Origin of the sequence: Edwardsiella tarda ATCC 15947 = NBRC 105688 (genome assembly GCF_003113495.2) — a bacterium.
Lineage (GTDB): Bacteria > Pseudomonadota > Gammaproteobacteria > Enterobacterales > Enterobacteriaceae > Edwardsiella > Edwardsiella tarda.
In genome coordinates this window covers 3,392,887-3,407,305 of the sequence record NZ_CP084506.1, presented here as the reverse complement: position 1 = coordinate 3,407,305, position 14,419 = coordinate 3,392,887, and the positions used below count along the sequence as shown (strand labels likewise).

The window sequence follows — 14,419 nt, the reverse complement described above, 5'->3', positions numbered from 1 at the left end:
TTACCGTGAGCTATGCATTCCCAGGTGCCTTTCCGGGGCGCCGCCTGCGCCGTTTGCGCCGGCACGATTTCAGCCGCCGTCTATGCGCTGAAAACGTACTGACGGTCGACGATCTGATCTACCCCGTATTTGTGATGGAGGGGAATAACCATCAGGAAGCCGTCTCTTCGATGCCGGGTGTGCAGCGCATGACCATCGATGTGTTGGTGCGCGAGGCGGAGGCGATTGCCAAATTAGGGATCCCGGTTCTCTCGCTGTTTCCGGTTGTGGGGACGGAGAAGAAGTCGTTGTATGCCGAAGAGGCCTATAACGCCGACGGTCTGGTACAACGTGCGGTACGTGCGCTGAAGGATGCGGTGCCGGAGTTGGGGATCTTAACCGACGTCGCCCTGGATCCGTTCACCACCCATGGTCAGGATGGGGTGATCGATGAGGATGGCTATGTCGTCAACGATATCACTAAAGAGATCCTGGTTCGTCAGGCATTATCTCATGCTGAAGCCGGTGCCGATATCGTGGCACCGAGCGACATGATGGACGGCCGTATCGGCGCTATTCGTAACATGTTGGAGAGCCAGAAGCTGGTTAATACCCAGATCATGGCCTACTCCGCTAAGTATGCTTCGTGCTATTACGGCCCATTCCGCGACGCACTGGGATCTTCTGCGAACCTGAAGGGGGGCAATAAGAAGAACTACCAGATGGATCCGGCCAACGGTGACGAGGCGTTGCAGGAAGTGGCGCAGGATCTGCAAGAAGGGGCCGACATGGTGATGGTCAAGCCGGGGATGCCCTATCTGGATGTAGTCCGTCGCGTGAAGGATACTTTCGGCGTACCGACCTTTGCCTATCAAGTCTCTGGCGAGTATGCCATGCACATGGCCGCCATCCAGAATGGTTGGTTGCAGGAGCAGCCGGCGATCATGGAGTCGCTGCTGTGCTTCAAGCGTGCCGGTGCGGATGGCGTACTGACTTACTTCGCTAAGCGGGTGGCCCAATGGCTGCACGACGCTGAGATGAATCGCTGAGTGATGTGATATGACGAGGCCCGCCTAGGCGGGCCTCAAACGTATTGGCGAGACTAGAGGATCTTCTCAAAGTCGCCGTTGTCCACTGACTGACTCACTTCTTGGTTAAGGAGATTCAGGAGCAGGATGGCGCGCTTTTCGCCGTCGCTCTCACGATAAATCGCCTCAAGTCCGCTGAAGGCTCCCTGCAGGATACGGGCCCTATCGCCAGGCATCGGCGTTTGTGGGGCGGCAGCCGTTGCCATCGGGGCCGTCATCAATTGCTTGATGACACGAAACGGTACAGTAGCGGGCCGCTTGCCGAAGCGGATAAAGTGGCTCACGCCGCGCGTCGATTGCACCGTCGTCGTGTGGATACGCTCCGGGTCGAGTTCGATAAACATATAGTTGGGGAACATCGGTTCCTGTACCTGAGTACGTTTACCGCGCACGACTTTCTCCAAGGCGATCATCGGGGTCACACAGGGGATCGCCTGACGTGTCAGGTGCTCACGCGCCCGCTCTAATTGTCCCCGTTTGCAATACAACAGATACCACGCTTCCATATTGTCATACTCCTCTCACGCGTTGCAGCCTATCATATCTCGCGGCGCGGGCAGAAGTGACTCGGCGCCGTGTGAGGGTATTTGCTCGCCAAATCGTGCCTTTTACACGGTTTTTTACCCGAGGTCGGCATAAGATCACATCAATAAATTTTATGTTTGGTTATAAAGGCCGGGAAAAATTGCTGCGCGACGTCGGCGCCTGTTTATCGGACGGTGTTGCGACGTCGGCGCTTTACCTCGGGGGAAATCATGGAGTTATTTTTACTGAGTAATGGCAAAGTATCCGGTGAGTCTGAACTGCTGGGTTATGCTAAAGGGATGATCCAGTCGATGCTACTGGAGAAGAAGATCCGCCGGGCATTATTGATCCCGTATGCGTTGATCCGTAGCGGCTATGATGCTCGCGCCGCCGAGCTGGAGCATTCGTTGGGTATCAAGGTGGAGAGCATCCATCATCACGCCGATCCGGTGAAGGCGTTGGAAGAGGCTGAGTGTATCCTGGTCAGCGGTGGTAATACTTGGGTGCTGAACCAGATGCTACATGAGAATGGTTTGGTCGTGCCGATCCAACGGGCGGTGCGTGAGCGTGAGATCCCTTATATCGGCTGGAGCGCCGGTTGTAACGTGGCCACACCGAGCATCCGTACGACCAATGATATGCCGGTACGCAACAGCGTGGTGTTACCATCGCTGGGGCTGTTCCCGGTGCAGATTAATCCACACTATATCGACGCGCACCTCAGTGGCCATATGGGGGAAACCCGTGATGAGCGCATCGCTGAGTTTTGTGCGGTAAACCCCAGCGAGTCGGTGATTGCGTTGCGTGAGGGAAGTCTGCTGCATGTCAGCGGCGAGACGCTGCAATACTATAGTGCTAAGGCGCAGGGCTATAAGGTCTTCCGCCATGGCGAAGAGGCTCGTGAGTACCACGATACTCAGGCGCTCGCGTCGTTGGTGCCGTTCCACTGCCGCTAAGTGAAGGTTTGAGGCGCATCGTCTGGCGGCTCTTTTTCTCTGCATGAGTTACCTGTTTGTAACAAAAGTGCAGCAAGTCGGGTGAAGAACGCTTATAATGTGCTCTTCACCCGAATCTATAAGAATGCCATGAAATACCGTGACTTGCGTGAATTCATCGAGTTGCTCGAACAGCGCGGTGAGCTAAAACGTATCCAACACCCTATCGATCCCTATTTGGAAATGACCGAGATCGCCGATCGTACCCTACGTGCCGGCGGGCCAGCCTTATTGTTTGAAAATCCGAAAGGTTATGACATTCCCGTGTTATGTAACCTGTTCGGTACACCGCAACGGGTGGCGTTAGGGATGGGGCAGGAGGAGGTGGGTGCGCTACGCGACGTAGGGAAACTCCTGGCCTTCCTCAAGGAGCCCGAGCCGCCGAAGGGGTTCCGCGATCTGGTGGATAAGCTGCCTCAGTTTAAGCAGATTTTAAATATGCCGACCAAGCGTCTGAGCAAGGCGCCCTGCCAAGAGCGCGTCTATCAAGGCGATGAGGTTGATCTGGCGACATTGCCGGTGATGCATTGCTGGCCGGAAGATGTCGCTCCCTTGGTCTCTTGGGGGCTGACGGTGACGCGGGGGCCACATAAGAGCCGCCAGAATCTGGGGATCTATCGTCAGCAGGTATTGGGTAAGAATAAACTGATCATGCGCTGGCTCTCGCATCGTGGCGGGGCGCTAGATTTTCAGGAGTGGTGTCAGGCGCATCCCGGGGAGCGCTTTCCCGTCGCGGTCGCGTTAGGGGCTGACCCGGCGACACTGCTGGCTGCGGTGACGCCGGTACCGGATACCCTTTCAGAGTATGCGTTTGCCGGTTTGCTACGCGGCCATAAGAGTGAAGTGGTGAAGTGTCTTTCCTGCGATCTGGAGGTGCCCGCCAGCGCCGAGATCGTGTTGGAGGGGTATATCGAGGCGGGTGAGTTGGCTCCTGAGGGGCCTTATGGAGACCACACCGGCTACTACAATGAGGTGGAGCGTTTCCCGGTCTTTACCGTCACTCATCTGACCCGGCGTGAACAGCCGATTTACCATTCGACCTATACCGGACGGCCACCGGATGAGCCTGCGGTGTTAGGTCTGGCGCTGAACGAGGTCTTCGTTCCCATCTTGCAGAAGCAGTTTCCCGAGATTGTCGACTTTTACCTCCCCCCTGAGGGATGCTCCTACCGCATGGCGGTGGTGACGATGAAAAAGCAGTATCCTGGCCATGCTAAGCGGGTGATGATGGGCGTGTGGTCATTCCTTCGCCAATTTATGTACACCAAATTTGTGATTGTTTGTGACGATGATATCAATGCCCGCGATTGGCAGGATGTGATTTGGGCATTGACGACACGAATGGATCCAGCGCGTGATACGCTATTAGTGGAAAATACCCCGATTGATTATCTGGACTTTGCTTCTCCGGTATCCGGTTTAGGCTCGAAAATGGGGCTGGATGCGACCAATAAGTGGCCGGGAGAGACACAGCGGGAGTGGGGGAGACCCATCGTGATGGATGAGCGTGTACGGGAGAGAGTCGACGCCATTTGGAACGAGTTGAACATTTTTGCTAACGATGATGAGGATGCACAGTAGTTTCAACGCTGTGCGCATGAGCCGATAGAGTAATCACATGACAATGTTGAGCTGTAAAGTTACTTCAGTAGATGCCATTACGGATACCGTGTATCGCGTGCGTCTGGTGCCTGAGCAGGCGGTCGCTTTTCGCGCCGGCCAATATCTGATGGTGGTGATGGATGAGCGGGATAAACGTCCCTTCTCCATGGCGTCCACACCGTTACAGAGCGACTGCATCGAACTGCATATCGGCGCATCGGAATTGAATCTCTACGCCATGGCGGTCATGGATCGTATCCTGCGCGATCGGGAGCTGTGTGTCGATATGCCCCACGGTGACGCCTGGCTGCGCGAGGATAGTCAGCGTCCTCTGGTGTTGATTGCCGGCGGAACCGGATTTTCTTATACCCGTTCGATCTTGCTGATGGCGTTGGCGCAACACCCGCAGCGTGAGATTGCCCTCTATTGGGGGGGGCGTGAACTGAAGCATCTGTACGATCTGGACGAGTTATCGCGGCTGAGCGAGCGTTACCCGAATCTCCGGGTCATCCCGACGGTAGAGCAGCCGGAGGCCGACTGGGCGGGGCGAACGGGGACGGTGATCAGCGCGGTGATGCAAGACTACGGCTCGCTGGCCGAACACGATATCTATATCGCCGGTCGTTTCGAGATGGCGAAGATCGCCCGTGAGCGTTTCTGTAATGAACGGGAAGCTAACCCGGAGCATATTTACGGCGACGCATTCGCGTTTATCTGATCGAGCAAGCGGGAGACGTAGGACGTCTGCCGCTCATGGCGATGCGGGGTAGCGTGATCCGCTTTTTGCCCCGTATCACTCTCATCGCCCTCTCTGCATCTCGGGCATTGCCGCCTCTTTAGCCGGGTCGCCGCGAGGGGATTTTGTGCACTACCCTATGCTAAGATGGGCACTATTCGACGTCTGTAAAGGGTAATGACATGGATACCTTGGCCTCGCTCTACACGAAGCACCTCGCGCTACTGCAACAGCGCGCACGCACCATTCTGGAACGTCATAATCTGGATGGCTTACTGATCCATTCTGGCGAACCGCTTGGCCGCTTTCTGGATGATCAAGATTACCCTTTTAAAGTTAATCCGCACTTTAAGGCCTGGGTCCCGGTGACACAGGTGCCGCATAGCTGGCTGTGGGTCGACGGCGTCAATAAACCTAAGCTATGGTTCTATTCGCCATTAGACTATTGGCATAGCGTCTCTCCGCTTCCTCAGGCCTTCTGGACGGAACAGGTGGAGATGACGGCGCTGCGCCAGGTCGATGAGATCGGCGCGCTACTGCCAAGCGAGCGTCACAATGTGGCCTATATTGGGCCGAATAGTGAGCGGGCGCGGGCGCTAGGGATCAGTGAGGCCAATCTGAATCCCCAAGCAGTGCTGGATTTTCTGCATTACCACCGTGCCTATAAGAGCGAGTATGAGCAGGCTTGTATGCGTGAGGCGCAGCGGATCGCGGTAGACGGCCATCAGGCGGCGCTCGAGGCTTTCCGTGCGGGGATGAGTGAATTCGATATCAACCTGGCTTATCTGAGTGCGACGGGGCAGGGCGACAACGATGTCCCTTATGACAACATCGTCGCCCTCAATCAGCATGCCGCTGTCCTACACTATACCCATTTAGAGCGCCGGGCCCCCGCCGAGATCCAGAGTTTCCTGATCGATGCCGGTGCGGAGTTCAATGGTTATGCCGCAGATTTGACTCGAACTTACGCCGCACAGGCGCAGAGTGACTTTGCCGCCCTGGTTGCCGACGTTAATCAGGCACAGCAGGCGCTGATCGCCACCCTGCGCTGCGGTGTGCGCTATAGCGACTATAATTTACAGTTCCATCAGCGTCTGGCGGCGATTCTGCGTCAGCATCACATTCTGACCGGTATTAGCGATGAGGCAGCGGTAGCGCAAGGGCTGACCACGCCGTTTATGCCGCATGGCCTGGGGCATCCGCTCGGGCTGCAGGTGCACGATGTCGCGGGTTTTATGCAGGATGAGCAAGGGACACATCTGGCCGCGCCGGCGCAATATCCTTATCTGCGGTGTACGCGCATCATGGAGCCAGGCATGGTGATGACCATCGAGCCGGGGCTTTATTTCATCGATACGTTGTTGGCGCCGTGGCTGGAGGGTGAGTTTGGCCATCACTTCGACCGTCGTCGTATCGAGGCGTTGCGTCCCTATGGCGGTATTCGTATTGAAGATAACGTGATCTTCCATGCGAATGGCGTAGAGAACATGACGCGCGACCTGCATCTCGCCTGATGTTACAGCCGTACCCTATTCCTGCGCAGGCCGTCAGTGTCTGCGAGGAGATTAAGAAAAGCCGCTTCATTACGTTGCTGGCTCATACGCCGGGCGTCGAGGCGGCGAAGGCCTTCATCCAGGAGACAAAGCGTAATCATCCCGATGCGCGCCACCACTGTTGGGCATTTGTGGCCGGTGCGCCGGATGATACTCAGCAACTGGGGTTCTCGGATGATGGTGAGCCATCCGGTACGGCGGGTAAGCCGATGTTGGCCCAACTGATGGGCAGCGGCGTGGGAGAGATCTGTGCGGTAGTCGTGCGCTATTACGGAGGGATCAAGCTGGGGACGGGCGGTCTGGTCCGAGCCTATGGCAGCGGCGTTCAGCAGGCGTTGCAGGCGCTCCATTGCCAACAGCGGGTGCCGATGGTGGACTATACCCTGTGTTGCGATTATGCCCAGTTGGCGCAGGTTGAAGGGATCGTGGAGCAGGCCGGCGGTCATGTGCAGGGTAGCTCGTTCACTGCACAGGTGATGCTGCAGCTTAGTTTACCGTGTGGCCGTCAGGATGAGGTCGGCGAGAAACTCCGCAACATCAGCCGTGGTGCATTGCAATTGCAGGTAACTTCGCAATAATCCGCGCTCTCCCGTTATTGAGTTCTCATTGAGCAAGGAATGTTTCTGGATGCATTTTCGCGCCATCATTCGCATCGTCGGCCTACTGGTTATTCTCTTCTCCGGTACTATGTTTATTCCCGGGTTGGTGGCACTCATCTATCGCGATGGTGCCGGGCGCGCCTTTGTGGAAACCTTTTTCGTCGCCCTCGGGATCGGCCTGCTGCTCTGGTGGCCGCAGCGTAAGCAGAAGCACGAGCTGAAGCCACGCGAAGGTTTTCTTATCGTCGTGTTGTTTTGGACTGTGCTAGGGAGTGTCGGGGCGCTGCCCTTCCTCTTTTCTGAGCGCCCCAATCTCAGCGTCACCGATGCCTTCTTCGAATCATTCTCGGGGTTGACGACCACCGGGGCGACCACGTTGGTCGGTTTGGACTCGCTACCCAAAGCGATACTGTTCTACCGCCAGATGCTGCAATGGCTGGGGGGGATGGGGATCATCGTGTTGGCGGTGGCCATCTTGCCGATCCTGGGCGTCGGTGGCCTACAGCTTTACCGGGCCGAGATGCCGGGACCGTTGAAAGATAATAAGATGCGGCCGCGCATTGCCGAGACGGCGAAAACCCTGTGGCTGATCTATGTGATGCTGACTATCGCCTGTGCCATCGCATTATGGGGGGCAGGAATGGATGTGTTCGACGCTATCTCGCACAGCTTTTCAACCATCGCCATCGGCGGCTTTTCGACCCATGATGCCAGTATCGGTTACTTTAATAGCCCGACCATCAACACCATCATCGCGGTGTTCTTACTGATCTCTGGCTGTAATTTCAGCCTGCATTTTGCCTTCCTCAGCGGAAGGAGCCCCAAGGTCTACTGGCGCGACCCAGAGTTTCGCATGTTTATCGTGGTACAACTGACGCTGGTCAGCGTATGTACGCTGGTGCTATGGCTACATAATGTGTATGCCAGCGGTTGGCAAACGGTGAATCAGGCCTTCTTCCAGGTCGTCTCGATGGCCACCACCGCGGGGTTTACTACTGACAGTATCGCCAAGTGGCCACTGTTCCTACCGGTCTTGCTGCTCTGTTCCGCGTTTATCGGCGGTTGTGCCGGTTCTACGGGCGGTGGGCTGAAGGTTATCCGTATTCTTCTTCTGTTCTTGCAGGGGTCGCGTGAGTTGAAACGTCTGGTACATCCTAACGCGGTCTACACCATCAAACTGGGTAACCGCGCCTTACCAGAGCGGATCTTGGAGGCCGTATGGGGATTCTTCTCTGCTTATGCGTTGGTCTTTATCATCAGCATGCTGGCAATTATCGCGACGGGAGTGGATGACTTCTCTGCGTTTGCCGCGGTGGTGGCCACGTTGAATAACCTTGGGCCCGGCCTCGGGGTTGTGGCCGATAACTTTACCTCGATGAATGATGCCGCTAAATGGATATTGGTGGTCACCATGCTGTTTGGCCGCTTGGAAGTCTTTACATTATTGGTACTCTTTACGCCAACCTTCTGGCGCAACTGATGGAATAGGGGTCAGGTATGAAAACCTTAGTGCTGTACTCGAGCCATGACGGGCAAACCAAGGCCATCGCGACGGCGATCGTGACGGCGATGAGCGAGACGCTGGAATGTGAGCTGCGAGATCTCGATCAGGCGGCAGATATCGATCTGTGCGCTTATCAAGCCGTCGCGATTGGGGCCGCGGTGCGTTATGGCCACTTCCCTCGCACATTGTACCGTTTCGCTCAGCGTCATGCTCAGCAACTGAATACCATGCCGAGTGCCTTCTTTGCTATTAACCTGACGGCGCGTAAACCGGAAAAGCGGACGCCGCAGACCAATGGTTATACGCGTAAGTTTCTATTGGCGACGCCTTGGCAACCGACACAATGTGTCGTCTTTGCGGGCGCATTGCGTTATCCCCGCTATGGTTGGCTAGATCGCGTGATGATTAAGATGATTATGAAGATGACTGGCGGCGAGACGGATACGACGAAAGAGATCGAATATACCGACTGGCAGCAGGTTGACCATTTTGCACGCGATTTTGCTCATTTTGTGGACGAATCCGCGAAAGCTACCGTCTAATTTATCAAATTTGTTGAAAAATAAATCGAACGGCAGATTTTTTAAAATTAAGACTTGTCACCTCGTGAGAAGTCCCTATAATGCGCCACCACTGACCGGGAACAACGACAACAACGTCGCCCAGTCAGGCAGAGAAAGCAAAAATAAATGCTTGACTCTGCGGGCGAAAAGCGTAATATACGCAGCCAACGCCGACGACAACTTAACGAGTTCTCGCGGCGACGCTCTTTAACAAATTATCAGACAATCTGTGTGGGCACTCGCAAGATTCGTATTAAGCATTCCTCGGAATGCCAAAATATTTAAAGTCTTGAAGAGTGACAGCAGTTAATTCATTACGAATAAACAGTTTAATTTCTTTGAGCATCAAGCTTTTAATTGAAGAGTTTGATCATGGCTCAGATTGAACGCTGGCGGCAGGCTTAACACATGCAAGTCGAGCGGTAGCAGGGAGAAAGCTTGCTTTCTCCGCTGACGAGCGGCGGACGGGTGAGTAATGTCTGGGGATCTGCCTGATGGAGGGGGATAACTACTGGAAACGGTAGCTAATACCGCATAACGTCGCAAGACCAAAGTGGGGGACCTTCGGGCCTCATGCCATCAGATGAACCCAGATGGGATTAGCTAGTAGGTGAGGTAATGGCTCACCTAGGCGACGATCCCTAGCTGGTCTGAGAGGATGACCAGCCACACTGGAACTGAGACACGGTCCCAGACTCCTACGGGAGGCAGCAGTGGGGAATATTGCACAATGGGCGCAAGCCTGATGCAGCCATGCCGCGTGTATGAAGAAGGCCTTCGGGTTGTAAAGTACTTTCAGTAGGGAGGAAGGTGTACGTGTTAATAGCACGTGCAATTGACGTTACCTACAGAAGAAGCACCGGCTAACTCCGTGCCAGCAGCCGCGGTAATACGGAGGGTGCAAGCGTTAATCGGAATTACTGGGCGTAAAGCGCACGCAGGCGGTTTGTTAAGTTGGATGTGAAATCCCCGGGCTTAACCTGGGAACTGCATCCAAGACTGGCAAGCTAGAGTCTCGTAGAGGGAGGTAGAATTCCAGGTGTAGCGGTGAAATGCGTAGAGATCTGGAGGAATACCGGTGGCGAAGGCGGCCTCCTGGACGAAGACTGACGCTCAGGTGCGAAAGCGTGGGGAGCAAACAGGATTAGATACCCTGGTAGTCCACGCTGTAAACGATGTCGATTTGGAGGTTGTGCCCTTGAGGCGTGGCTTCCGAAGCTAACGCGTTAAATCGACCGCCTGGGGAGTACGGCCGCAAGGTTAAAACTCAAATGAATTGACGGGGGCCCGCACAAGCGGTGGAGCATGTGGTTTAATTCGATGCAACGCGAAGAACCTTACCTACTCTTGACATCCAGCGAATCCTGTAGAGATACGGGAGTGCCTTCGGGAACGCTGAGACAGGTGCTGCATGGCTGTCGTCAGCTCGTGTTGTGAAATGTTGGGTTAAGTCCCGCAACGAGCGCAACCCTTATCCTTTGTTGCCAGCGGTTCGGCCGGGAACTCAAAGGAGACTGCCAGTGATAAACTGGAGGAAGGTGGGGATGACGTCAAGTCATCATGGCCCTTACGAGTAGGGCTACACACGTGCTACAATGGCGTATACAAAGAGAAGCGACCTCGCGAGAGCAAGCGGACCTCATAAAGTACGTCGTAGTCCGGATTGGAGTCTGCAACTCGACTCCATGAAGTCGGAATCGCTAGTAATCGTGGATCAGAATGCCACGGTGAATACGTTCCCGGGCCTTGTACACACCGCCCGTCACACCATGGGAGTGGGTTGCAAAAGAAGTAGGTAGCTTAACCTTCGGGAGGGCGCTTACCACTTTGTGATTCATGACTGGGGTGAAGTCGTAACAAGGTAACCGTAGGGGAACCTGCGGTTGGATCACCTCCTTACCTGAAGATACGAAATATTGTGTAGTGCTCACACAGATTGTCTGGTAAATGTCAACGAGCAAATACCTTATGCAGGCTTGTAGCTCAGGTGGTTAGAGCGCACCCCTGATAAGGGTGAGGTCGGTGGTTCGAGTCCACTCAGGCCTACCAACTCCCTTCCTGGGTGAAGCGGAGCGGGTAATAAGGTATCGGCAGTAAAGTCATGGGGCTATAGCTCAGCTGGGAGAGCGCCTGCTTTGCACGCAGGAGGTCTGCGGTTCGATCCCGCATAGCTCCACCATATTTCAGAACATACTGAGAAATCAGCATGTTGTGAAATATTTTGCTCTTTAACAATCTGGAACAAGCTGAAAATTCGAAAACAATCGAATTGCTTTTAATAAGTGATTCGAGAGTCTCTCAAATGCTTGCAGCACGAAGTGAAACACCTTCGGGTTGTGAGGTTAAGTGACTAAGCGTACACGGTGGATGCCTAGGCAGTCAGAGGCGATGAAGGACGTGCTAATCTGCGATAAGCGTCGGTGAGCTGATATGAAGCATTATTAGCCGGCGATGTCCGAATGGGGAAACCCAGTGCAATCCGTTGCACTATCGTTAAGTGAATACATAGCTTAACGAGGCGAACCAGGGGAACTGAAACATCTAAGTACCCTGAGGAAAAGAAATCAACCGAGATTCCCCCAGTAGCGGCGAGCGAACGGGGAAGAGCCCAGAACCTGAATCAGTTTGTGCATTAGTGGAAGCGTCTGGAAAGTCGCGCGATACCGGGTGATAGCCCCGTACACGAAGGTGCACAGCTGTGAGTTCGATGAGTAGGGCGGGACACGTGTTATCCTGTCTGAATATGGGGGGACCATCCTCCAAGGCTAAATACTCCTGACTGACCGATAGTGAACCAGTACCGTGAGGGAAAGGCGAAAAGAACCCCGGCGAGGGGAGTGAAATAGAACCTGAAACCGTGTACGTACAAGCAGTGGGAGCATCCTTCGGGGTGTGACTGCGTACCTTTTGTATAATGGGTCAGCGACTTATATTTTGTAGCAAGGTTAACCGAATAGGGGAGCCGTAGGGAAACCGAGTCTTAACTGGGCGTCTAGTTGCAAGGTATAGACCCGAAACCCGGTGATCTAGCCATGGGCAGGTTGAAGGTTGGGTAACACTAACTGGAGGACCGAACCGACTAATGTTGAAAAATTAGCGGATGACTTGTGGCTGGGGGTGAAAGGCCAATCAAACCGGGAGATAGCTGGTTCTCCCCGAAAGCTATTTAGGTAGCGCCTCGTGAACTCATCTTCGGGGGTAGAGCACTGTTTCGGCTAGGGGGTCATCCCGACTTACCAACCCGATGCAAACTACGAATACCGAAGAATGTTATCACGGGAGACACACGGCGGGTGCTAACGTCCGTCGTGAAGAGGGAAACAACCCAGACCGCCAGCTAAGGTCCCAAAGTCATGGTTAAGTGGGAAACGATGTGGGAAGGCACAGACAGCCAGGATGTTGGCTTAGAAGCAGCCATCATTTAAAGAAAGCGTAATAGCTCACTGGTCGAGTCGGCCTGCGCGGAAGATGTAACGGGGCTAAACCATGCACCGAAGCTGCGGCAGCGACACTATGTGTTGTTGGGTAGGGGAGCGTTCTGTAAGCCTGTGAAGGTGGCCTGTGAGGGCTGCTGGAGGTATCAGAAGTGCGAATGCTGACATAAGTAACGATAAAGCGGGTGAAAAGCCCGCTCGCCGGAAGACCAAGGGTTCCTGTCCAACGTTAATCGGGGCAGGGTAAGTCGACCCCTAAGGCGAGGCCGAAAGGCGTAGTCGATGGGAAACAGGTTAATATTCCTGTACTTGGTGTTATTGCGAAGGGGGGGACGGAGAAGGCTAGACCGGCCGGGCGACGGTTGTCCCGGTTTAAGCGTGTAGGTGTGATGACCTGGCAAATCCGGTTATCTCTAACACTGAGGCGTGATGACGAGGCACTACGGTGCTGAAGTGGTTAATGCCCTGCTTCCAGGAAAAGCCTCTAAGCTCTAGATAACACTGAATCGTACCCCAAACCGACACAGGTGGTCAGGTAGAGAATACCAAGGCGCTTGAGAGAACTCGGGTGAAGGAACTAGGCAAAATGGTGCCGTAACTTCGGGAGAAGGCACGCTGGCATGTAGGTGAAGTCCCTCGCGGATGGAGCCGAAGCCAGTCGAAGATACCAGCTGGCTGCAACTGTTTAATAAAAACACAGCACTCTGCAAACACGAAAGTGGACGTATAGGGTGTGACGCCTGCCCGGTGCTGGAAGGTTAATTGATGGGGTCAGCCGCAAGGCGAAGCTCTTGATCGAAGCCCCAGTAAACGGCGGCCGTAACTATAACGGTCCTAAGGTAGCGAAATTCCTTGTCGGGTAAGTTCCGACCTGCACGAATGGCGTAATGATGGCCAGGCTGTCTCCACCCGAGACTCAGTGAAATTGAACTCGCTGTGAAGATGCAGTGTACCCGCGGCAAGACGGAAAGACCCCGTGAACCTTTACTATAGCTTGACACTGAACATTGAACCTTGATGTGTAGGATAGGTGGGAGGCTTTGAAGTGTGGACGCCAGTCTGCATGGAGCCGACCTTGAAATACCACCCTTTAATGTTTGATGTTCTAACCTGGTCCCGTAATCCGGGATAGGGACAGTGTCTGGTGGGTAGTTTGACTGGGGCGGTCTCCTCCCAAAGAGTAACGGAGGAGCACGAAGGTTAGCTAATCCTGGTCGGACATCAGGAGGTTAGTGCAAAGGCATAAGCTAGCTTGACTGCGAGAGTGACGGCTCGAGCAGGTGCGAAAGCAGGTCTTAGTGATCCGGTGGTTCTGAATGGAAGGGCCATCGCTCAACGGATAAAAGGTACTCCGGGGATAACAGGCTGATACCGCCCAAGAGTTCATATCGACGGCGGTGTTTGGCACCTCGATGTCGGCTCATCACATCCTGGGGCTGAAGTAGGTCCCAAGGGTATGGCTGTTCGCCATTTAAAGTGGTACGCGAGCTGGGTTTAGAACGTCGTGAGACAGTTCGGTCCCTATCTGCCGTGGGCGTTGGAAGATTGAGAGGGGCTGCTCCTAGTACGAGAGGACCGGAGTGGACGCACCGCTGGTGTTCGGGTTGTGATGCCAATTGCATTGCCCGGTAGCTACGTGCGGAAGAGATAAGCGCTGAAAGCATCTAAGCGCGAAACTTGCCTCGAGATGAGTCTTCCCTTGGACCTTGAGTCCACTGAAGGAACGTTTAAGACTAAGACGTTGATAGGCTGGGTGTGTAAGCGTAGCGATACGTTGAGCTAACCAGTACTAATGATCCGTGAGGCTTAACCTTACAACACCGAAGGTGTTTTTAGAGAGA

Annotated in this window: 9 protein-coding genes, 2 tRNA genes and 2 rRNA genes; 12 read left to right on the top strand and 1 reads right to left on the bottom strand. The window is 54.5% G+C overall.

Going from position 1 to position 14,419, the window contains the following annotated elements:
* The first annotated feature begins 5 nt into the window (after positions 1-5).
* Positions 6-1,028: a porphobilinogen synthase gene (gene hemB, locus DCL27_RS15770; protein ID WP_005297183.1), complete on the top strand. Its 1,023-nt coding sequence runs from the start codon at positions 6-8 to the stop codon at positions 1,026-1,028.
* Between the two features lie 53 nt (positions 1,029-1,081).
* Here the strand turns inward: hemB and rfaH are convergent, their stop codons facing one another.
* Positions 1,082-1,573, bottom strand: coding sequence for a transcription/translation regulatory transformer protein RfaH (rfaH, locus tag DCL27_RS15765; protein WP_228594447.1), 492 nt, complete (start codon positions 1,571-1,573; stop codon positions 1,082-1,084).
* A 249-nt stretch (positions 1,574-1,822) separates the two neighbouring features.
* Here rfaH and pepE point away from each other — a divergent pair, with 249 nt between their 5' ends.
* The 11 genes from pepE to DCL27_RS15710 all read left to right on the top strand — a co-directional run bounded on the left by pepE (position 1,823) and on the right by DCL27_RS15710 (position 14,392).
* Positions 1,823-2,548 (top strand): dipeptidase PepE, encoded by a 726-nt coding sequence (gene pepE / locus DCL27_RS15760; RefSeq protein WP_035599824.1) that lies wholly within the window; start codon positions 1,823-1,825, stop codon positions 2,546-2,548.
* A 129-nt stretch (positions 2,549-2,677) separates the two neighbouring features.
* The gene (gene ubiD, locus DCL27_RS15755) at positions 2,678-4,168 is read left to right on the top strand and encodes a 4-hydroxy-3-polyprenylbenzoate decarboxylase (RefSeq protein WP_035599841.1); all 1,491 of its coding nucleotides are present in this window, start codon (positions 2,678-2,680) and stop codon (positions 4,166-4,168) included.
* A 37-nt stretch (positions 4,169-4,205) separates the two neighbouring features.
* Complete coding sequence (fre, locus tag DCL27_RS15750; RefSeq protein ID WP_035599821.1) at positions 4,206-4,907, top strand: NAD(P)H-flavin reductase; 702 nt, start codon at positions 4,206-4,208, stop codon at positions 4,905-4,907.
* Positions 4,908-5,107: 200 nt separating this feature from the next.
* Positions 5,108-6,439, top strand: coding sequence for a Xaa-Pro dipeptidase (gene pepQ / locus DCL27_RS15745; protein WP_035599817.1), 1,332 nt, complete (start codon positions 5,108-5,110; stop codon positions 6,437-6,439).
* Positions 6,439-7,056, top strand: a complete 618-nt coding sequence (locus DCL27_RS15740; protein ID WP_005290288.1) for an IMPACT family protein — start codon at positions 6,439-6,441, stop codon at positions 7,054-7,056. The genes pepQ and DCL27_RS15740 overlap by 1 nt, the downstream gene beginning before the upstream one ends.
* Positions 7,057-7,105: 49 nt before the next feature.
* Positions 7,106-8,557: a Trk system potassium transporter TrkH gene (trkH, locus tag DCL27_RS15735; RefSeq protein WP_005290289.1), complete on the top strand. Its 1,452-nt coding sequence runs from the start codon at positions 7,106-7,108 to the stop codon at positions 8,555-8,557.
* Between the two features lie 17 nt (positions 8,558-8,574).
* Complete coding sequence (gene hemG, locus DCL27_RS15730) at positions 8,575-9,123, top strand: menaquinone-dependent protoporphyrinogen IX dehydrogenase (protein WP_035599813.1); 549 nt, start codon at positions 8,575-8,577, stop codon at positions 9,121-9,123.
* Positions 9,124-9,498: 375 nt separating this feature from the next.
* Positions 9,499-11,043 (top strand): 16S ribosomal RNA (locus DCL27_RS15725).
* Positions 11,044-11,116: 73 nt separating this feature from the next.
* Positions 11,117-11,193: transfer RNA gene (locus DCL27_RS15720), tRNA-Ile, on the top strand.
* Between the two features lie 54 nt (positions 11,194-11,247).
* Positions 11,248-11,323 (top strand) — tRNA-Ala (locus tag DCL27_RS15715).
* A 161-nt stretch (positions 11,324-11,484) separates the two neighbouring features.
* Positions 11,485-14,392, top strand: a 23S ribosomal RNA gene (locus DCL27_RS15710).
* Together the 16S and 23S rRNA genes with 2 tRNA genes alongside form the textbook arrangement of a ribosomal RNA operon.
* The last annotated feature ends 27 nt before the right edge of the window (positions 14,393-14,419 follow it).

Bases quoted from the DNA above. Each gene is read 5' to 3' on its own strand.
- rfaH (WP_228594447.1), bottom strand. From the start codon at position 1,573: ATGGAAGCGTGGTATCTGTTGTATTGCAAACGGGGACAATTAGAGCGG.
- pepE (WP_035599824.1), top strand. From the start codon at position 1,823: ATGGAGTTATTTTTACTGAGTAATGGCAAAGTATCCGGTGAGTCTGAA.
- ubiD (WP_035599841.1), top strand. From the start codon at position 2,678: ATGAAATACCGTGACTTGCGTGAATTCATCGAGTTGCTCGAACAGCGC.
- fre (WP_035599821.1), top strand. From the start codon at position 4,206: ATGACAATGTTGAGCTGTAAAGTTACTTCAGTAGATGCCATTACGGAT.
- pepQ (WP_035599817.1), top strand. From the start codon at position 5,108: ATGGATACCTTGGCCTCGCTCTACACGAAGCACCTCGCGCTACTGCAA.
- DCL27_RS15740 (WP_005290288.1), top strand. From the start codon at position 6,439: ATGTTACAGCCGTACCCTATTCCTGCGCAGGCCGTCAGTGTCTGCGAG.
- trkH (WP_005290289.1), top strand. From the start codon at position 7,106: ATGCATTTTCGCGCCATCATTCGCATCGTCGGCCTACTGGTTATTCTC.
- hemG (WP_035599813.1), top strand. From the start codon at position 8,575: ATGAAAACCTTAGTGCTGTACTCGAGCCATGACGGGCAAACCAAGGCC.